Raw genomic sequence first — 18,730 nt, 5'->3', positions numbered from 1 at the left:
GCGCATCGTCCCGCCGCTGCGACGCTCGCGCGGCCGGCAGCCGGCGCAGCGCCGGTGCGCGCACGACGCAGGCAAATCGGATCGGGCAAGCCATGCTCGTCTCCTGCATCAAAACGTGTTCTCGCCCTTCAGGTAGTACGCGGTCTTCACGAAGAACGCCTTGACCGGATGGCCGCCCTGCGCGTCGCGTGCGGCGCGCGCCTCCATCTCGGCCCGCTCTTCGCGCGACCGGTCCGGCACCGGATTGCGGACACGTTCGAGCGCACGCTGCATCGCGAGCGGATAGTTCTGGTTGCCGGCCGACGTCGCGCGATAACCTGCGCGCGTCATCTGCATCAGTTGCGCGTTGGTTTCGGCACGCGCCGCCGACCAGCTCGACAGCGAGGCATTCGATGCCCCGTCGGAAACGGCCGACTGCGCAAAGCTGACGGCGGGCAGCGCAACGAGTGCGCAGGAAAGTACGGCAACGGGAACGAGGGATCGCATAGTGGCCTCCAGATGGTTGTCCCCGCATCGATCGTGTTCGACGATGCGTTGAAAGCATCGTATGTCGCGCTGCATGCCGCTTGAATAGCCGATTCCGCAATTGATATTTTCGGCTTCGGAATTCGGTGCGCGAACCACGTCATGCGCGAATCCCTCTCAATCGGAATTTCTTTATTTCATTCAATGCCCTGATCGCATTTGTTCAGACGATCCGAAGCCGTGCACACAGCGCTTTTTCAATTTCCGAAATGACGTGTTGCCGATGCGATCGCAGCGGGCGCACCTTCCGGCAAGGCTTCCGGCGTGATATCGCGCGTGCGGATACCCGCGGATATCTCGAACCGCGGCCTTGCCGGATCGAACGGTTCTCGTGATTCAGGACAAGCATCGCATCCGGATTGCCGGATAGCGACACGACGTGCGCAGCAAGGACGCGCGATAATCACGCATCGGCCGTTTCGCACGGCACCTCATGCATTCCCATTTTTATCGAGTCCCTCCATGGCTGCCCTCGACACCACCGCCATCCACAGTTGGCATGCGCACGTCTATTTCGATGCGGCCAGCCGCGACGCCGCGTGGGCGTTTCGCCAGGTCGTCGACGAACGGTTCGGCGCGGTCATCGAACTCGGCCGCTTTCACGAACGCCTCGTCGGCCCGCACCCGGCGTGGTCGTACCAGATCGCGTTCGACACCACGCGCTTCGACGAAATCGTGCCGTGGCTCGTGCTGAACCACGGCGCGCTGGATATCTTCCTGCATCCGAATACGGGCGACGAACTGCGCGACCATCGCGATTGCGCAGTGTGGATCGGGAAGTCGTACGGGCTGAATCTCGACGCGCTGGCCGGATAACGGCCGAAAAACGGCCGAAAAGCGCCGCCTTCGCCGCGGCGGCATCCACGTTTCGGGTCGACGTGAAACGTCCCGCGACGGCGCGCTCATACAGTGGGTTCCGTTATCGACACTTCCGGAACCCGCCATGACACACCCCGATGCCGATGCCCGGCACATTTACGAAGGCTGGCACGCGGCCGTCGTCGCACGCGACGTCGATGCGCTGATGGCGCTATATACCGACGACGCGGTGCTCGAAACGCCGCTGATCGTCGTCACGCTGCCCGATCACGGCTCAGGCGTGCTGCACGGCAAGGCCGCGATCGGCGCGTTCTTCGCGGCCGGCCTGCGCAATCCGGGCAACCGGCTCGGGCGCTGGTACCGCACCGGGCTGTTCTTCTCGAACGGCCGCCAGCTCACGTGGGAATATCCGCGCGCGACGCCGGAAGGCGACCAGGTGGATCTCGTCGAAGTGATGGACCTGCGCGACGGGCTGATCGCGCATCATCGCGTGTACTGGGGATGGGTCGGCTTTCTCGCGCTGCGGGCCGCCGCGCCGGCGCCCGACCACGCATGACGGCCGCCGCGCCGAACCGGGCCGCGGCCCGCCGCGTGCTCGCCGCGACCTGCGTGAGCTACACGCTCGTGCTGCTCGACGCATCCATCGTCAACGTCGCGCTCACCGATATCGCCCACACGTTCGGCAGCCGCATAGCCGGCCTGCAGTGGATCGTGAATGCGTACACGCTCGCGTTCGCGAGCCTGCTGATGACGGGCGGCACGCTCGGCGACCGGCTGGGCGATCACACCGTCTATGTCGCGGGGCTCGCGATCTTCGTCGCCGCATCCGCGCTATGCGGCATCGCGCCGAGCCTCCCGGCGCTCGCGATCGCCCGGGCGCTGCAAGGTGTCGGCAGCGCGATGCTGGTGCCCTGCTCGCTCGCGCTGCTCAACCGCGCGTTCCCCGAGCCGGCCGCGCGCGCATCGGCAATCAGCCTGTGGATGGGCTGCGGCGGCATCGCGATGGCGTCGGGCCCGCTGATCGGCGGCCTGCTGATCCACCTGTCCGGGTGGCGCAGCCTCTTCTTCGTGAACCTGCCGCTCGGGCTTGCCGGCATCTGGCTCGCCCGCACGGTCACGCGCGCCGCCGGCGACGCGTCGCGACATTTCGACTGGGGCGGCCAGGCCGCGGCCATCGTCGCGATCGCCACGCTGATCGGCACGTTGATCGAAGGCCCGTCGCTCGGCTGGCGCTCGGCGCCGATCGTCGGCGGCGCGGCGACGAGCGCCGTCGCGTGGATCGCGTTCATCGCGATCGAAGCGCGGCGCCGCGAACCGATGCTGCCGCTCGCGTTCTTCCGCAACCGGCTGTTCGCCGGATCGACGTTCGTGTCGATGGCATCGGCGTTCGTGTTCTACGGCTTGCTGTTCGTCCTCAGCCTGTTCTATCGGCAGATCCGCGGCGCGAGCCCGCTCGACACCGGGCTCGCGTTCCTGCCGATGACGGCGATGGTCGCGCTCGGCGGACTGTGCTCGGGCAGGCTCGTGGCACGCTTCGGTGCGCGCGGTTCGATGTGCGCCGCGTTCGCGCTCTACGCGGCCGGCGCGCTCGGCATGACGGGCATCGGTGCGGCGACACCGGCATGGCTCGCCGTCGCACCGATGCTCGCGATCGGCTTTGCATCGGGATTCATCTCGCCCGCCGCGACGTCGCCGGCGCTCGGGACGGTCAACCGCCGCCGCGCGGGCGTGGCGGCGGCCGCGCTGAACGCGGCGCGGCAGAGCGGGTCGGCGCTCGGTGTGGCGATCTTCGGCGCATGCATCGCGACCGTGCAGCCGTTTCCGGTGGCGATGCGGGTGGCGTTGCTGGCGGCTGTGGCGATATCCGCGTCTGCGATGCCGATGTGGTGGATTGCGACGAGGACAGGCAAAGCGCCGAAAGTCGGCGCTCACACGGCCGGGATTCGTGTCGCGGAAGGCGAGTAGTTCACTCGCCCGACACGACAGCGTGTCACGACGAACAGCGCCGCGCGCCGGCGGATCTTCCTGGGCGCGCCCCCGGATTCATCGCGATACGTCGACTTCCGCGTTGCGAACACGACGACCTCGAGTGCCGGTGCGATCGCCGATCAGCGAGCGGTCGACTCGGCGCCGGCGGCGGCTGACGCCGCCTTCCGCTCACGCAACGTACATCGCGACACTGACGAACTGGCACAGGCTGCCGGCCAGCACGAACAGATGCCAGATGCCGTGCCCGTGGCGGATGCGTTCGTCGTTGATGAAGAAGTAGATACCCGCGCTGTAGATCAGGCCGCCGGCCACGAGCCACGCGGTGCCGACCGGCGGCAGCGCGTGAATCAGCGGACGTACCGCGACGAGCGCGAGCCAGCCCATCGCCACGTACAGGATCATCGACAGCATGCGCGTGCGCCGCCCGAGCGTCAGTTCCTGCACGATCCCGAACACGGCCAGCCCCCAGCTCACGCCGAACAGCGACCAGCCCCACGGGCCGCGCAGCGTGACCAGCGTGAACGGCGTATAGCTGCCGGCGATCAGCAGGTAGATCGCCGAGTGGTCGCACTTCTGCAGGATGGCTTTCAGGCGCGGGCTACGCACGCTGTGGTACAGCGTCGAGATCGCGTAAAGCACGCAGAGCATCGCGCCGTACACGCTGAAGCTCACCACCTTGTAGGCGTCGCCTTCGAGCGCGCCCATCGTCACCAGTGTTACCAGCCCTGCCACCGATAGCACCGCGCCGACGAGATGGGTAATGCTGTTGAAACGCTCACCGGCATGCACGACGGGCTCCTCCTGTGCGGGTTCATCGGGGTGAATGGTTCACATGATACCGGCCGGGAAACGAAGCCGGGTTGCAGGCAGATCAAACCCGGCACACGGACGGCTCCGCGGCGCAGCGCGCCCGGTGCGTCACGCTCGCCGCCGCTCGGCGAACCGGCGCGCCCCGCCGGGCGGCTCATCCACCATCCACCCTCACCAGCCGTCAACCGTCGCTGTCTGCCGGCGGCGCCCACTCGGCCACGAGCTTCAGCAGGCCGGGAAAGCGCAGATCGAGATCTTCCGTACGCACGCGGCTGCGCCGCTCGAGCCCGTATTGACGCTGGCGCAGCACGCCCGCGTCGCGCAACGCCTTGAAGTGATGGGTGAGCGACGATTTCGGGCGATCGAAGCCGAACCAGCCGCAAGGATGGTCGTAAGCCTCGGATTCCAGCATCAGTTTCCGCACGATCGTCAGTCGCAACGGATCGGCCAGCGCGCCAAGAATGGTTTCGAGCCGCAGCTCGGCGACGTCCGGCTCCGGCAGCGGATCGGGCAAATCCGCAGGCGCCGGCGCGAGGCCGGCCGCCCGTTCAGGGTGGGTTCGTTTCATGTCGGCAAGCATATCACCCTGTACGAGTTTTTTCGAACTAAGCTATAGTTCGAAAAAACTCGTACAAGGAATGCGTTCATGTCCGACACCGCCGTCCCCCAATCGCGACCCGCGGGCTCGCGTTCCGCGCCCCGCATGGCACACGCCGCCTGGATGGTCACCGCCGTGTTCATGCTGTCCAACTCGCCGACGCCGCTGTACGTGTCCTGGCAGCGCGCACTCGGTTTCTCATCCGGCACGCTGACCGTCATCTTCGCGCTCTACATCGCCGGCCTGCTGGGTACGCTGCTCGTCGCCGGCCAGCTTTCGGACCGTTACGGGCGCAAGCCGGTCCTGCTGCCCGGCCTCGCCGCGGCGCTGATCGCGTGCGCGTTGTTCGCGACCGCGTCGTCCGTCGCCATGCTCGCGGTCGCCCGCTTGCTGACGGGCATCGCGGTCGGCGTGATCGTGTCGGCGGGCATGGCGTCGGTGATCGATCTCGCGGGCACCGAGCGGCGCAAGGCCGCGCTGCTCGCGTCGGTCGCCATGGTGCTCGGCGCGGGGCTCGGGCCGTTGCTCGCCGGGATTGCCGCGCAAGCCGCCGCGCGCCCGGTCGCCCTCGTCTTCGGCGTCGAGTTCGTGATCCTGCTGAGCGCGTTGGCCGTCGCCCTGCGGCTGCCGCGCAACCGGCCCGCGCAGGCGCCAGGCGACGCGCCGCCGCTACGTCTGCCGTCCGTGCCGGTTCACAACCGGCGCCATGTCGCCAGCGGTGTCGCCGTGTTCGGGCCGGGCATCACCGCGACCTCCTTCGTGCTTGCGTTGGGTCCGTCGTTGCTGGCACGCCTGCTTCACGTGCGCAGCCCGCTGCTCGCGGGCGGAATGGCCTGCGCGATGTTCATCGCCGCTACCGGTGTCCAGTTCGTCGCACGGCGCGGATCGATCCGTACGACGTTCGTTGCCGGCACGGTCGCCACCATGCTGTCGATGGTGATGCTGTGCATCGCCGTGCATGCGTCGTCGGCCGCCGTCCTCGTCGCGGCGGCGCTCTTCGCGGGCGCGGGACAAGGCCTCGGACAGCTCGGCGGCCTGACGCTGATCGGCCTGCACGTACCGGACGCGCGGCGCGCCGAGGCGAACGCCGTCATGAACATCGGCGGCTACCTTCCGGCGGGACTGATGCCCGTGATGACCGGGTATGCGATCGACCGCGTCGGCTTCACGGCAGGCGCGACCGGTTTCGCCGTCGCCTTGACGCTGATCGCGCTCGCCGCGGGGGCCGCCGCGGTGCTTGCGCTCCGTCACGACAACGACTGACGGCCGCACGCGACGGCATGCGTTGCACGAGCCGGTCGCCTTGCGTCGGCATGAAAAAAAGGCGTCATGGCTCTCACGCCATGACGCCTTTTCGTTCTTCCCTGCCGTTTCAACCGCTCAGCAGCACTTTCCCGCCCCCGACCCGTACCGCGCATTCTGACGCTCGCGGAAGAATTCCTCGTACGTCATCGGCTCGCGGTCCGGGTGGGTCTCGCGCATGTGCGCGACGTAGGTGTCGTAGTCGGGCAGGCCGACCATCAGCCGCAACGCCTGCCCGAGGTAACGCCCCGCGCTGCGCAGGTCGCTGCCAAGATCGCTGAACATCGCGGCCTCCCCCTTAACGTCCGCTGCCGAGCGCCTGCGCGGCCGGCATCGCTTCGTACGGCGTCTCGCGCACGGTCGGCTTCGACTCGCGGCGCGCGCGCAGCACGGCGATCACGCCGTACACCGCGATCGCCACGACGACGAAGATGAACAGCCCGGCCAGCGCCGCGTCGATGTAGTCGTTGAAGATGATCCGCTTCATCTGCGCGATCGACTTCGCCGGCGCGAGCACCTTGCCTTCGTCCACCGCGGCCTGCAGCTTCGCGGCGTGCGCGAGGAAGCTGACCTTCGGGTTCGCGTCGAAAATCTTCTGCCAGCCGGCGGTCAGCGTGCAGATCAGCAGCCACGCGGTCGGCACGATCGTCACCCACGCATAACGCTCGCGCTTCATCTTGAACAGCACGACGGTGCCGAGCACCAGCGCGATCGCGGCCAGCATCTGGTTCGAGATGCCGAACAGCGGCCACAGCGTGTTGATGCCGCCGAGCGGATCGACCACGCCCTGGTACAGGAAGTAACCCCACGCGGCCACGCACAGCGCGGTGGCGACCAGGTTCGCGGGCAGCGACTCGGTGCGCTTGAGCGCCGGGTGGAACGTGCCGAGCAGGTCCTGCAGCATGAAGCGGCCCGCGCGCGTGCCGGCGTCGACGGCCGTCAGGATGAACAGCGCCTCGAACAGGATCGCGAAGTGATACCAGAACGCCATCATCGCTTCGCCGCCGATCACCTGGTGCAGGATGTGCGCCATGCCGACGGCCAGCGTCGGCGCGCCGCCCGCGCGCGCGATGATCGTCGTTTCGCCGACGGCCTTCGCGGTCTGCGTCAGCATGTCCGGCGTCAGCACGAAGCCCCACTGCGTGACCGTGTTGGCCACCGCTTCCGGCGTCGAGCCGAGCACGGCGGCCGGTGCGTTCATCGCGAAGTAGATGCCCGGCTCGATCACGCACGCGGCAACCAGCGCCATGATCGCGACGAACGATTCCATCAGCATCGCGCCGTAACCGATGAAGCGCGCGTTGGTTTCGTTGTCGATCAGCTTCGGCGTCGTACCCGACGAGATCAGCGCATGGAAGCCCGACACGGCGCCGCACGCGATCGTGATGAACAGGAACGGGAACAGGTTGCCCGACCACACCGGGCCCGTGCCGTCGACGAACTTCGTCAGCGCGGGCATCTTCAGTTCCGGCGCGACGACGAGGATGCCGATCGCGAGGCCGAGGATCGTGCCGATCTTCAGGAACGTCGACAGGTAGTCGCGCGGCGCGAGCAGCAGCCACACCGGCAGCACCGATGCGACGAAGCCGTAGCCGATCAGGATCCACGTGAGCTGCGTGCCGGTGAACGTGAACCACGCGGCGAGCGTCGGCGAATCGTGCACGTGCTGGCCGAACGCGATCGACGCCATCAACAGCACGAAGCCGATGATCGACACTTCGCCGATGCGGCCCGGACGGATGTAGCGCGTGTAGACACCCATGAACAGCGCGATCGGAATCGTCGCGGCGACGGTGAACGTGCCCCACGGCGAATTGGTCAGCGCCTTCACGACGATCAGCGCGAGCACCGCGAGGATGATCACCATGATCAGGAATGCGCCGAACAGCGCGATCACGCCGGGCACCGTGCCGAGCTCCATCTTGACGAGGTCGCCGAGCGAACGGCCGTCGCGTCGCGTCGAGATGAACAGCACGATGAAGTCCTGCACCGCGCCGGCGAACACCACGCCGGCCAGGATCCACAGCATGCCGGGCGTGTAGCCCATCTGCGCGGCGAGCACGGGCCCGACGAGCGGGCCGGCGCCGGCGATCGCGGCGAAGTGATGGCCGAACAGCACGTACTTGTTGGTCGGCACGTAGTCGAGGCCGTCGTTGTACTTGACGGCCGGCGTCATCCGCAGCCCGTCGAGCTGCATGACCTTGCTGGCGATGAAACGGCTGTAGAAGCGATACGCGATCAGATACACGCAGACTGCGGCGATCACGATCCAGAGGGCACTGACGCGCTCGCCGTGTGCGAGTGCGATCGTGCCGAACGCGAACGCGCCGAGCAGCGCGACCGCAATCCAGAGCAGGGTACTGGAAGCCCGATTCATGGCGTCTCCTGGTCTCCAATGTGTTTTTGAGTGGATGCGGCAAGGCGCCGAACCCGCGTGACGTCGATGCGTCGTGCCGCGGTCTCGCAAAGGCCGCGGCGATGGGCCGTAGTATTCCGTGTGACCGGGGAGGCTTACAAGCGGTTAACTACGTACGCGGAGCTACGTAGAATTACGTAGAACTGCGTTCCGGCCGAACCTTGCGTGGGACTGCGGCAGGTCGTGCACGACGGGGCCCTGGCGTATTCGCGGAATTGCGGCCCGCGCTGCGGCAGGCATTGATCGCTGCGCCCGGTTTGCTGCCCAGGAGCGAGGAAACCGGCACCTCGCCGTGCGCAACGGGGCCGCGAGCAGGCGCACCACCGGCCGATGCCGGAATTCCGGCCATCGCGCGCGCGGCGACCAGACGGGTGCTTCGCCGCCCGTCCGGCGCGCGCCCTCGATCATTTGACCTTGCACTGCGCATGCATGTTGGCCACCCCGAATTCGCGCCACGGGCCCCATTCGCCGCCCTGGCCGGGCACGTCGCCCAGCACCCACCAGCCGTTCATCCAGCGCTTGCCGGCGTAAGCGACCTTCTGGCAAGGGGCGGCGTAGGTCCGCTTCGGGTCCCATGACTCGACCGCCTCGCCGGCATCGGCGTGGACCGTCACACGGTGCGTGGCCACGGACTGGCGGTTCAGCCCATCGGTCACCGTCACGCGGAAGTCATATCCGCGCTCGCTCCCTGCCTTCGGCGCGACGAAGCTCGCCGTCGCCCCCTGCTGGCTGAGCTGCACGCCAGGCGGGCTCGTCCACGCGTACGACAGGCCCTTCCCGGTCGATTGCGCGCTCGACAACGTGACGCGTTCGCCGCCCACGGCCCGTGTCGGGCCGGCGATCGACGCGCCCGGCGGCGCAATCGCCTCCTGCGCCTTCACCTTGAGCACGTGCGTCGTGCCGGCCGCATAGCCGTTGCCGTTGATCACGGTCAGCCCGAACGCGTACTCGCGATCCCGGTCGGCCGGCGGGACGACCACGCTCGCACGGCTGCCGTTCTGCTCCAGCGCAACGCCGGCCGGCGCGCTCCATCGGTATCGCAGGCGATCGCCGACCGATGCGTCGCCGGACAACGTGACCGTTGTGTTCGCATCGGCTTGCGCGGGCCCCGTGATGGCGGGCTCCGGCAGCAGCACGCCGTCGTTCTTCACGGTGACCACGGCGCCGTCCGGCCCGACCGAGTTCACCGTGACGATCTTGCCGGACAGCGTGTCGTGCAGCGCGTGACCCAGCATCAGCGGAGCATCCTTCATGCCGCCGGCGCTGCCGGGCGTCGTATCCACGAGCGTATTCTTCAGCGAGCTGCCCTGATACCGGACGGTCCTCACGATCACGCCGTTGACGAACGGATCGTCCGCCTTCCAGTCGTCGAAACCGCGCAGCGGCTGCCGGAATTCGAGCCACAGCTGCGTGCCGTCGCTGCGCGCGATGCGATAGCCTTTCGCACCCGCCTGGTCGCCGAACAGCGGCATCAGCCTGTAGGTGCCGGACTCGCGAATTTCCGGCACCTGGGCTTGATCGAGCCAGCCGGAGAACAGCTGGTAGCTGCCGGGATAAAGGCGACGGCCGCCGCCGCCGACGGTGTCGGACGGATCGTCGACCTTGCCCGTGCGGCACGCGGCACCCACCTGCACCGTGCCGCCGACGGTCGGGCAGTCGATCAGAGAATCGGGGTGGGACGCGCCGAGCGAATGACCGAATTCGTGTGTCCACATCCAGTATCCGTGGCCATTGCCGTTCGACAGGATCCAGTTGCCCGGCTGCGCCGCCAGCCCCGCCCAGCCGCAGCTGCCGAGCTTCGAGAAATCGACGAGCAGGTAGTCGAATCGCGCCGGATCGGTGCCCTGCGCCAGCGCGGCCTTGCGGGCCGAGTCAAGCAACGCACCCGAGCTGCAGGTCGCCGGGCGGGCGCCCAGGTCGACGTCGCCGAGCACGGTCCCGCCCAGCGTCGCCTTGCCGTGGGACGCCACTTCGATATAGCGGCGCAGCGACGAATAGTCGTCGCCGTCGCCGAACACGGCCTTGCGGATGATCCCGGGATCGTTCGCCGCGGCGTTGCTGAAGTGCGCGGTCAATACCAGCGCCGTCCTGTTGCCCATCAGCGGGCGCTGCGGCGGCGCAAACGTCGCCGCCGACACCCACGACGCCGATGCCTCGCCGCGGGCGAACTGCATCGCGACGCCCTGGGTCCCGGCCCGGATCGCGAGCACTTCGTCCCGCCCCGTCGAGATCCGGTGCGCGTTCAGCATGCCAAGACGGCCGGCCGGCCCCGTCTCGAAGCGCCACTGGGACATCTTCGCGTCGCCGCCGGCGCACGCGTCGATCGACACGCCGCCCATGCCGGTATTGCCGGCCCGGGTGCGCAGGCACATGTCCTGGCCGCGCGCCTGCGTGGCCCCGGCATTGCGGATCTGGTAATACCCCGCGCCCGGCACGAACGCCCAGTCCTGCGCGGCGGCGCCGTCGCAGGCCGCGACGACGGGATCGACGCTGCCCGGCTGCCACGCGAGGCATTGCTCGACACCGTCCTGGTAGTGCTTGATCGGCGCGTACGCGGGAGCGGCGGATGCGCCGGACGGTACCAGGATGGCCGCGACGGCCGCGGACAGCGCGGTCAGTGCGAAGGCATGGCTGAGGTTCTTCACGATCATGGAATGGCAAGGCGCAAACGGCGCGAATGGAAAGGAATCCGCATTGTTGCGACACCCCGCTCCCCGCTCAAACATCCTCAACCCATTCTCAACGCGCCGCCCGGCGCCGCCGGTTTCGTTCCGGAGCGATTTCGCCCCGCCGCCTGCTCCCGAACGGCGCAAACAACGCTAGACTCTCCCGACGGGAAAACCCGCATGGCGCGAACCGGCAAGCATCGTTTGCCCGGGGCGCCCGGCGCTGCAGCATCCCGGTCGACATCCAACAACATCTTGTTCGAGGAAACGCCGCCCTATGCTCGACAGGCTCCGCCAGGTTCCGGGAATCGCAGCGTCGGCACGCCCGTCCACATGGCTGCTGCTGACCAGCGTCGCCGCGCTTGCGGCACTGAGCTGCACCGCCGCCGTCGAGACGCTGCTCTCGCCCGTGGATCGACTCTACTGGCACGCCGTTTCATCCGGCATCGATCGCGGGCCGCGCGACAAGGTCGCGGTGATCATGGTCGACAAGAAGACGCTCGCCGAACTGGGCGGCAGCGGGAGCTACACGCGCACGGCCTATGCGGGGGTGCTGGATCGCGTCGCCGGCGCGTCGAGCGTCGTCCTCGACATGACGATGATCTCGCCGGCTCAGGACGACGGGGTGCTGGCGGCCGCGATCGCGAGGCACGGCCGCGTGGTCTTGCCCGCCCAGATGTCGCCGGTTCACGACAGGGCCGATACCGTGATCCTGCCGGCGCGGTCGCTGCGGGAGGCGGCCGCAGCGATCGGCCAGCGCAGCATCGTGCTGGGCAGCGACCATCTGGTGCAGGGCATCGTGCCCTACGTCAAAAGCAGCAGCGGCGACGAAATCCCCCATGTCGGCCTGCAGGCGATCCGCGTCGCCAACGTGCCGCTGCCGGACAGCGACGTGCGTCGCCACGTGCAGCCGCATGTCACCCGGACGGGAAGAGTCGAAGACGGCACGATCCTGCTGGGCCTTCCGTTGCGCTTCGACCTCGCGAGCTACTCGTTCGTCGACGTGCTGAAGGGCCGCGTGCCCGCGTCGGCATGGCGCGACCGCATCGTGTTCATCGGCGACGGGATGTCCGAGATGACGGGCGTGTTCTATCTGTCGACGAGAAGCGGCGGAAGGGTGAAGCGTGTCGAGGTCGATGCGCTCGCCACCGAAGCGTTGCTCGACGGGCACCTGATGCGGCGCGTGCCGGCCGGGATCCAGCTGGTCGTCAGCATGGCGGTCGCGATCGGCATGCTGCTGATCTGCTTGCTCGTGCCGGGCCGACGCATGTACGGATTCGCGCTGGCGTGGCTGGCTGCCTACGTCGCCGGCGAAACGGCGCTGCTCGTGTACGGCGCATACTGGACACCGGTCGGGCCGTCGCTTGCCGTGTGCGTGACGATCTTCGCCGTCTGCGGCTGGCGGCGCGCAGGCAGCCTGCGCGCCGCGCTGATGAAGGAATACCGCGGGTTGCGCGGGCTGGCCGGCCGGCACACGTTCGCGGGCCTTGCGCAGACGGGCGACGCCGACGATGCGGCGCCGACGGACGACGACGTCGCGCAGGCGATGTCGCGCATCCGCGAATGGCAGTCGACCTACGTCGACGTGATCCATACGCTGCCTTATCCCATCTTCGTCGAACAGGACGGCAGCCTGCTGATGTGCAACGAACGCGGCAACGCGATGCTGAAATCGATCGACGTCGACAGCGATGCGGCCGCCCGGCAGGTGATCGGCATCGCCTACGACAACATCCTCGCCGCGAAGAAAACCGGGCGGATCCACTCGGCCGAACTCACGCTGAACGCGCGCACGCACATGATGATGGTGACGCCGTTCGGCGACGGCGATCGTCATCGCTCCACGGCCAGCATGATCTGCCTCGTCGACATCCACAACATCACGGCGGCAGTCGAAAGCGACCGCATGACACTGCGCCACATGGCGCACGATCTTCGCAATCCGCTCTCGACCGTGCTGTCGCTGCTCGAGCAGCACAGCGCCGCCGACGGTTCGACCGATCCCGATTTCCTCGCGGACCTGCACAAGCTCGTCGACTACAGCCTGCGCGTCGCGCAGGATTTCACCCAGCTCTCGCGCGCGGAGCATCTCGACCAGGGCGCCTACATACCGGTGTCCGCGAGCGACCTGGCGATGGAAGCGGTCGATCAGGTCTGGCACAGTGCGGGCGCGAAGCGGATTCGCGTCGACGGTCCGCATGAAGACGGCGACGAAGCGTTCGTGCTCGGCAATCGCGACATGCTGCTCCGCGCGCTGACCAACCTGCTCGACAACGCCATCAAGTATTCGGAAGAAGGCACGGTCGTCGACGTATGGATCACCTCCGACGAGCGCCACGTCTCCATCGCCGTGGCGGACAACGGCATCGGCATCCCGGCCGAGGCGATGCCGCGGCTGTTCGAGCCGTTCTTCCAGGTGGATGGCACGTATCGCGATGCAAGCGGCGGCGTCGGGCTCGGGCTGCCGTTCGTCAGGACGGTCGTCGAGCGCCACGGCGGATCGATCGACGTGACGTCCGCGCCACGGCAAGGCAGCCGCTTCACCGTGCACTTGCCGATGACCCGCGCGGGCACGGACGACGCCGCATAGCGGCCCGGGGGCGCCAGAAACAAAAAACCCCCGCACGCGGCGAGGGCCGGGCCGGCATCGGTCGATGCCGGTTCGAGGATACGGGTTCGACGCCGGCCCGGGCATGCAGCGCGGGCCGGCGTAACCGGGGAGCGGGCGTCAGTCCTTGTGTTCCTCCCAGGCCTGATCCCACGCGGTGCCCTTGCCAGGCTCGTAGGCCCAGGCAGCCATCGAGCACCAGTTGGTGTACGGGAACGGCTTGCATCGGTACAGCTTGCCGTTGTTCGACACGATGTCGCCGGCGCCGTACTTGGTGCCTTCCTTGTACTGCGGATGGTTGCCGCCGCTTTCGCCGCCGCCGTTGCCGCCATTGCCGCCATTGCCGCCGTTACCGCCGTTACCGCCACCTTCACCGCCGCCTTCACCGTTGCCGAAGATCGTCCACGCATCGCTCCACGCGAAGCCCTTGCCCGGTTCGTAGGCCGCCGGCGCACCCGAGCACCAGCCGCTGTACGGGAACGGCTTGCACTGGTACAGCTTGCCCAGGTTCGACACGACGTCGCCGGCCTTGTACTGCGTCCCGGCCTTGTAGGCCGGGTACTGGCCGCCTTCGCCACCGCCGCCGCCGTTGCCGCCGCCACCATTGCCGCCGCCCGTCTCCGTCGCCTTCACGAGCACCGTGTGCTGAGCGGTGGACGACAGCTTGCCGTCGCCGACCTTGACCGAGAACGTGAACGACTGGTCCTTCGCAAGCTTCGGCGCGGTGAAGCGCAGCGTCGCGCCGGAAGGCTGCACGTCGATGCCGGACGGAGCCGTCCACTGGAACGTCAGTTTGTCGCCGTCCGGATCGGTCGATTTCTCGGCCGACAGGGCCACGGCCTGACCGCCTTCCGCCTGCGCCGGGCCGCTGAGTCGCGCGACCGGCGGACGGTTTTCGGCCGGCGGCGGCTCGACCGACGCTTCGGCCTGCGCGGTCACGACGACCTGCGCGGCACTCTTCAGCCCGGCCGGGTCGGTCACCGTCACGCGGAACGTGTAGCGGGTGTCCTGCTTGACCGCCGGCACGTCGACCGTCGCCTTCGCACTGTCCGGACTGCCGATCTTCAGCGGATCGCCGCCGATCTGTTCCCACTTGAAGGTCAGCTTGTCGCCGTCGGGGTCGCGCGACTTCGACGCGTCGAGCGTCACCGTCTGCGGCCCGGTGACCGTCATGGCCGTCCCCGCGTTCGCGATCGGCGGACGATTCTCCACGCCGCTTCCGCCGTCGCCGTGGCCGAGACCTTCATGCATCGCGTTCAGGATGTCGCCGTTGTCCGCGTCGATTTCCCACGAGAACATGCCGCCGAGCTGCTGCTTGCGCACGTAGTCGCCCTTGGCGTTCACCGAGCGCGGATCGTCGAACGTGAGGAGTTCGCCGGTGCTCTTGTTGAACACGTACGGCGCCTCGGCCGACTGGTCGTAGTGGTACTCGTAGCCGTTGATGCCCGCGTTGTTCGCGCCGATCATCTCCGCCTTGAGCTTCTTGTAGTCGAGAATGCCGGCTTCCCACTGCCCCTTGTGCGGCCCCTTCGCGGTGCCGGTGAACGGATTGCCGTCGGTGTAGCCCGATACGCCGGTCCAGCCGCGGGCGTATGCCGCCGCGCCGACGACGAGCTTCTTCGGATCGACGCCCTGCGCAAGCAGCGCCTTGATCGAGTTGTCGGTCGTGTACTTGGTGTCCGGTCGCCACGCGGGCGCGTGCAGTGCCGTCTGGTGACCCAGCTCCGTCAGGCTGAACGCACCGTAGTAGTCGTACGTCATGTCGAAGATGTAGTCCATGTACTTCGTGGCTTCCTTGTAGTTCACCACGTCGATCTTGTCCTTGCCCGCGCCGATCGCCGACGTCAGCTCGTAGGTCTTGCCGGTGTCCGCCGACACGCGGTCGAGCATCTGCCGCAGTTCCTTCATCAGCGTCACATACAGCGCGCCGTCCGTCTGCGGATTGCCGATCGCGCCGTTCGCGCCCTTGCCGCCCGGGAATTCCCAGTCGATGTCGACGCCGTCGAAGAACTTCCAGGTGCGCAGCAACTGCTCGGTCGAATCGACGAACACCTTCCGCTTGGCCGGGTCGTGCAGCTGGAAGAACGGATCGGACAGCGTCCAGCCGCCGATCGACGGCAGGATCTTGAGGTCCGGATTGCGTTTCTTCGCGGCCATCATCTGGCCAAGCACGCCCTTGAGCTTCGAGTTCGCGGTCTGGCCGGGCAGCGTCATGCCCATCTCGCCCCACGTATCGTGGATCGCGACGCTGAAGTCGGGCAGCCCCGCGCACGTCTGCTGCAGTGCGCGGAACGAATTCGGCACGTCGCGCGCGAGCGACGCGTTGATGTTCGCTCCGCCGCAGATCGGCACGAAGCCATACAGCATGTGCGTGAGGTTCTCGACCGGCACGTTGTCGACGTTGAACTTGCGGTCGTAGACCGACCACGTCGCGAAGTAGGTGCCGACCACCGAGCCGGACGTGTTCTTGAAACGCTTATGCGCCTTGCTCGCGTTGTCGGGCAGCGTATCGGCCAGTTCCGGAATCGTGTCGAACACGACCACGTCGATCGGCGCGCTGTCCGTCGACGCGCCGTTCGCGTCGATCACCCGGACCTGCATCTTCTTCACGCCCGGCGTCTTGACGTTGGCGATGACGGTGCCGCTCTGGGTGCCGCCGGGCGTCAGCTTGAGTTCCGACGCAGCATCGACCGCGCCGTCGACCACCGCGACCGCCTTCACGGCCGTTCCGTTGCTCCAGATGTCGAACGGCAGCGGCACGTCGACCTTCTTGTTGAGCTTGACGAGGTCCTTGTAGGGCGCGCTGCCCGCTCTCTGCAGATCGATCTCGACGAAACCGTGCGGCTTCGACGTAATTTCGTATTGCTTGAGACTGGGCTTGCCGGGGGCGGCGAACGCGGCGTTCGCGAAACACAGCGCGCTGGCCGTGGCGATCGTCGCGAATGCAAGCGTCTGGGTGCGGCCGGATGCAACGCCGATACGCGACGGATTGAGGTTGAGTTTATTCAGGCGCAATTTGATCGTCATCCTTGAGAAATTGAAAGAGTGTCTGAATCGACCGTCGCATTGTTTTTTCCCCGCCGCCCCGCGCCAATCAATCTCAAGGATGTCTCAAGAAATGCCGGTTTTTCGGAAACCGGAAGCCGGATTCTTGATGAATCGTTCAGGAAGATTCCCGCCCCCGCCGCGCTCGCGGAAACTGCAACCCGTGTCGCATCCCACCCGATGCACGACGCGCAAACGCCGGGCACCGTGCCGGCTTCGATCAACCGCTCTTTCGAAAGCAGTACCGACAGATACGACCCATCTCCTACACACCATGAATAAACACACCGCGAGCCGAACGCTCTTCAAACTTTCGCCGCTGGTCGCATGCGCATCCATGTTCTTCGCGCAACATGCGTTCGCGCACGGCTACCTCTCCGATCCGCCGTCGCGCAACCTGATGTGCAGCTCGAAGCAGGGCCCGGCGCAAAACTTCAACTGCGGCTCGGTCACATGGGAGCCGCAAAGCGTCGAAGGCAAACAGGGCTTCCCTCAGGCCGGTGCGCCCGACGGACAGATCGCAAGCGGCGGCGTCGTGCAGTTCAGCGAACTGAACGAGCAATCCGTCGACCGCTGGAAAACCAACGACATCAAGCCGGGCGCGCAGCAGTTCAAGTGGACGTTCACCGCGCCGCACGTGACGAAGAACTTCAAGTACTACCTGACGAAGCAGGGCTGGAACCCGAACCTGCCGCTGACGCGCGACCAGTTCGACCTGACGCCGTTCTGCACGGTCGACGGCGGCATGCAGAAGGCCGACGCGATCGGGCCGCACAACTGCACGATTCCGTCGGACCGCACCGGCCATCACGTGATGCTGAGCACGTGGCACGTCGGCGACACGGCCGGCATGTTCTACAACGTGGCCGACCTCAACATCAAGGCGGACGGCGGCCCGACCGACCCGGGCAAGCCGAGCTGGTCGTCCGTCGGCACCATCGCGCCGACCGTCGACCTGAAGGCCGGCGACAAGGTCATGAACCGCGTGTTCAAGTCGGGCGGCGAAGTACCGTCGATGAAGACGACCGTCACGATCGGCACGGCCGAACAGGGCGAACGCAACATGTGGCCGATGCTGCTCGCGAAGGAAATCAACCGCGTGCAGTCGGCCAGCCTGCTGGCAGGCATCGAGCGCGACGGGCGCATCGAGCCGGGGCTGGGCGCGAACAACGTGTTCGCCAAGAGCGGCAGCGGCATCGTGCGCACGGAGACGACGGTCGAGAAGAAGCCGGAATCGGGCATCGACGAAGGTTTCAGCGTCACGAGCAACCCGGAATTCAAGATCGAGAACGGCAAGGCCACCGCGAAGTTCTTCCTGAAGTTCAATCACGCGAAGGACACCAGCGTCACGATGAAGGTGTACGACGCGGCCAATTCGCTGGTCGGCTCGAAGTCGGCAACGATGCGGATGCAGGGCGACCTGAGCGTCGACATCGCGAATGCGAAGGCCGGCGCGCACACGGCCGTGGCGACGTCGCAGATCGAAGGCGGCACGCTGAAGCAGGAAACCGTCACGTTCAAGCTGACCGGCGGCACGGGCGGCGGCGAAGGCGCGCAGTGCCAGGCCGCGTGGAAGCAGGGCACGGCCTATACGGGCGGCGCGAAGGTGCAGCACAACGGCCGCACCTACGAGGCGCGCTGGTGGACCCAGAACGACGTGCCGGGCTCGCCCGCGACGACCGGCGCCGATCACACCGGCAAGGTCTGGAAGGATCTCGGCGCATGCAGCAAGTAAGGATTCCCGCATGAATCCCGCGAGCCGCGCGCCAACGGCGTGCGGCTCGCCCGTCCTCGACGGGTGCATGCGCGGCGTGTTTCGAAGTTTGTTGAGACATCCTTCATGAAAATTGCGGCGCCTGCATCGCGTTTGCAAAATGACGTTATCAAACGGCGCTCGGGCCCGAACAAGCCCCCTTCCCCACAGCGCGCCATTCATCAGTCGTCCGCAATAC

General features: G+C 67.2%; 14 protein-coding genes. 7 read left to right on the top strand and 7 right to left on the bottom strand.

Annotation, left to right across the window (positions count from 1 at the left end; translation table 11 throughout):
* Window positions 1-108: 108 nt before the first annotated feature.
* Entirely contained in the window at window positions 109-486 is a 378-nt protein-coding gene (locus ACTJLD_RS16925) for a hypothetical protein (protein ID WP_027790307.1), read from the bottom strand.
* 501 nt (window positions 487-987) lie between these two features.
* Between ACTJLD_RS16925 and ACTJLD_RS16920 the strand changes: the two genes are divergently transcribed.
* The 3 genes from ACTJLD_RS16920 to ACTJLD_RS16910 all read left to right on the top strand — a co-directional run bounded on the left by ACTJLD_RS16920 (window position 988) and on the right by ACTJLD_RS16910 (window position 3,309).
* Complete coding sequence (locus ACTJLD_RS16920) at window positions 988-1,341, top strand: DOPA 4,5-dioxygenase family protein (protein ID WP_059693099.1); 354 nt, start codon at window positions 988-990, stop codon at window positions 1,339-1,341.
* Window positions 1,342-1,468: 127 nt separating this feature from the next.
* A complete protein-coding gene (locus tag ACTJLD_RS16915; protein WP_059708785.1) occupies window positions 1,469-1,900 on the top strand; it encodes a nuclear transport factor 2 family protein in 432 nt (143 codons plus the stop codon).
* The gene (locus ACTJLD_RS16910; protein WP_440659338.1) at window positions 1,897-3,309 is read left to right on the top strand and encodes an MFS transporter; all 1,413 of its coding nucleotides are present in this window, start codon (window positions 1,897-1,899) and stop codon (window positions 3,307-3,309) included. Before ACTJLD_RS16915 ends, ACTJLD_RS16910 begins: the two co-directional genes overlap by 4 nt.
* Before the next feature lie 192 nt (window positions 3,310-3,501).
* On the opposite strand, the gene trhA is transcribed toward ACTJLD_RS16910, so the two are convergent.
* Together trhA and ACTJLD_RS16900 are read right to left on the bottom strand one after the other, a co-directional pair.
* Entirely contained in the window at window positions 3,502-4,122 is a 621-nt protein-coding gene (trhA, locus tag ACTJLD_RS16905; RefSeq protein ID WP_021158676.1) for a PAQR family membrane homeostasis protein TrhA, read from the bottom strand.
* 202 nt (window positions 4,123-4,324) lie between these two features.
* Entirely contained in the window at window positions 4,325-4,711 is a 387-nt protein-coding gene (locus ACTJLD_RS16900; RefSeq protein ID WP_088611426.1) for an ArsR/SmtB family transcription factor, read from the bottom strand.
* A gap of 135 nt (window positions 4,712-4,846) precedes the next feature.
* Here ACTJLD_RS16900 and ACTJLD_RS16895 point away from each other — a divergent pair, with 135 nt between their 5' ends.
* Entirely contained in the window at window positions 4,847-6,004 is a 1,158-nt protein-coding gene (locus ACTJLD_RS16895; protein WP_440659337.1) for an MFS transporter, read from the top strand.
* A 117-nt stretch (window positions 6,005-6,121) separates the two neighbouring features.
* Here ACTJLD_RS16895 and ACTJLD_RS16890 read toward each other — a convergent pair whose 3' ends face one another.
* The 3 genes from ACTJLD_RS16890 to ACTJLD_RS16880 form a co-directional block, all read right to left on the bottom strand.
* Window positions 6,122-6,328, bottom strand: a complete 207-nt coding sequence (locus tag ACTJLD_RS16890) for a YbdD/YjiX family protein (protein WP_006480280.1) — start codon at window positions 6,326-6,328, stop codon at window positions 6,122-6,124.
* Window positions 6,329-6,341: 13 nt separating this feature from the next.
* Window positions 6,342-8,420 (bottom strand): carbon starvation CstA family protein, encoded by a 2,079-nt coding sequence (locus ACTJLD_RS16885; RefSeq protein ID WP_039349522.1) that lies wholly within the window; start codon window positions 8,418-8,420, stop codon window positions 6,342-6,344.
* Between the two features lie 443 nt (window positions 8,421-8,863).
* Window positions 8,864-11,110, bottom strand: a complete 2,247-nt coding sequence (locus ACTJLD_RS16880) for a carbohydrate-binding protein (RefSeq protein ID WP_440659336.1) — start codon at window positions 11,108-11,110, stop codon at window positions 8,864-8,866.
* A 292-nt stretch (window positions 11,111-11,402) separates the two neighbouring features.
* Between ACTJLD_RS16880 and ACTJLD_RS16875 the strand changes: the two genes are divergently transcribed.
* Window positions 11,403-13,715, top strand: coding sequence for an ATP-binding protein (locus tag ACTJLD_RS16875; protein ID WP_440659335.1), 2,313 nt, complete (start codon window positions 11,403-11,405; stop codon window positions 13,713-13,715).
* A 138-nt stretch (window positions 13,716-13,853) separates the two neighbouring features.
* Here the strand turns inward: ACTJLD_RS16875 and ACTJLD_RS16870 are convergent, their stop codons facing one another.
* Complete coding sequence (locus ACTJLD_RS16870) at window positions 13,854-16,748, bottom strand: glycosyl hydrolase family 18 protein (protein WP_440659334.1); 2,895 nt, start codon at window positions 16,746-16,748, stop codon at window positions 13,854-13,856.
* 30 nt (window positions 16,749-16,778) lie between these two features.
* On the opposite strand from ACTJLD_RS16870, the gene ACTJLD_RS16865 reads away from it, so the two are divergent.
* Entirely contained in the window at window positions 16,779-17,060 is a 282-nt protein-coding gene (locus ACTJLD_RS16865) for a hypothetical protein (RefSeq protein ID WP_440659333.1), read from the top strand.
* Window positions 17,053-18,513, top strand: a complete 1,461-nt coding sequence (gene gbpA, locus ACTJLD_RS16860) for an N-acetylglucosamine-binding protein GbpA (RefSeq protein ID WP_124672742.1) — start codon at window positions 17,053-17,055, stop codon at window positions 18,511-18,513. The genes ACTJLD_RS16865 and gbpA overlap by 8 nt, the downstream gene beginning before the upstream one ends.
* Window positions 18,514-18,730: the final 217 nt, after the last annotated feature.

This window comes from Burkholderia sp. 22088 (assembly GCF_052045915.1).
Taxonomy (GTDB): domain Bacteria; phylum Pseudomonadota; class Gammaproteobacteria; order Burkholderiales; family Burkholderiaceae; genus Burkholderia; species Burkholderia cepacia.
Note: the sequence above shows the minus strand (reverse complement) of the source record. Positions and strands in the feature narration are given on the sequence as shown.

Coding starts and splice junctions, on each gene's coding strand:
- ACTJLD_RS16895 (WP_440659337.1), top strand. CDS start 4,847: ATGGCACACGCCGCCTGGATGGTCACCGCCGTGTTCATGCTGTCCAAC.
- ACTJLD_RS16910 (WP_440659338.1), top strand. CDS start 1,897: ATGACGGCCGCCGCGCCGAACCGGGCCGCGGCCCGCCGCGTGCTCGCC.
- ACTJLD_RS16885 (WP_039349522.1), bottom strand. CDS start 8,420: ATGAATCGGGCTTCCAGTACCCTGCTCTGGATTGCGGTCGCGCTGCTC.
- ACTJLD_RS16920 (WP_059693099.1), top strand. CDS start 988: ATGGCTGCCCTCGACACCACCGCCATCCACAGTTGGCATGCGCACGTC.
- ACTJLD_RS16875 (WP_440659335.1), top strand. CDS start 11,403: ATGCTCGACAGGCTCCGCCAGGTTCCGGGAATCGCAGCGTCGGCACGC.
- ACTJLD_RS16880 (WP_440659336.1), bottom strand. CDS start 11,110: ATGATCGTGAAGAACCTCAGCCATGCCTTCGCACTGACCGCGCTGTCC.
- ACTJLD_RS16915 (WP_059708785.1), top strand. CDS start 1,469: ATGACACACCCCGATGCCGATGCCCGGCACATTTACGAAGGCTGGCAC.
- gbpA (WP_124672742.1), top strand. CDS start 17,053: ATGAATAAACACACCGCGAGCCGAACGCTCTTCAAACTTTCGCCGCTG.
- ACTJLD_RS16925 (WP_027790307.1), bottom strand. CDS start 486: ATGCGATCCCTCGTTCCCGTTGCCGTACTTTCCTGCGCACTCGTTGCG.
- ACTJLD_RS16890 (WP_006480280.1), bottom strand. CDS start 6,328: ATGTTCAGCGATCTTGGCAGCGACCTGCGCAGCGCGGGGCGTTACCTC.
- ACTJLD_RS16900 (WP_088611426.1), bottom strand. CDS start 4,711: ATGAAACGAACCCACCCTGAACGGGCGGCCGGCCTCGCGCCGGCGCCT.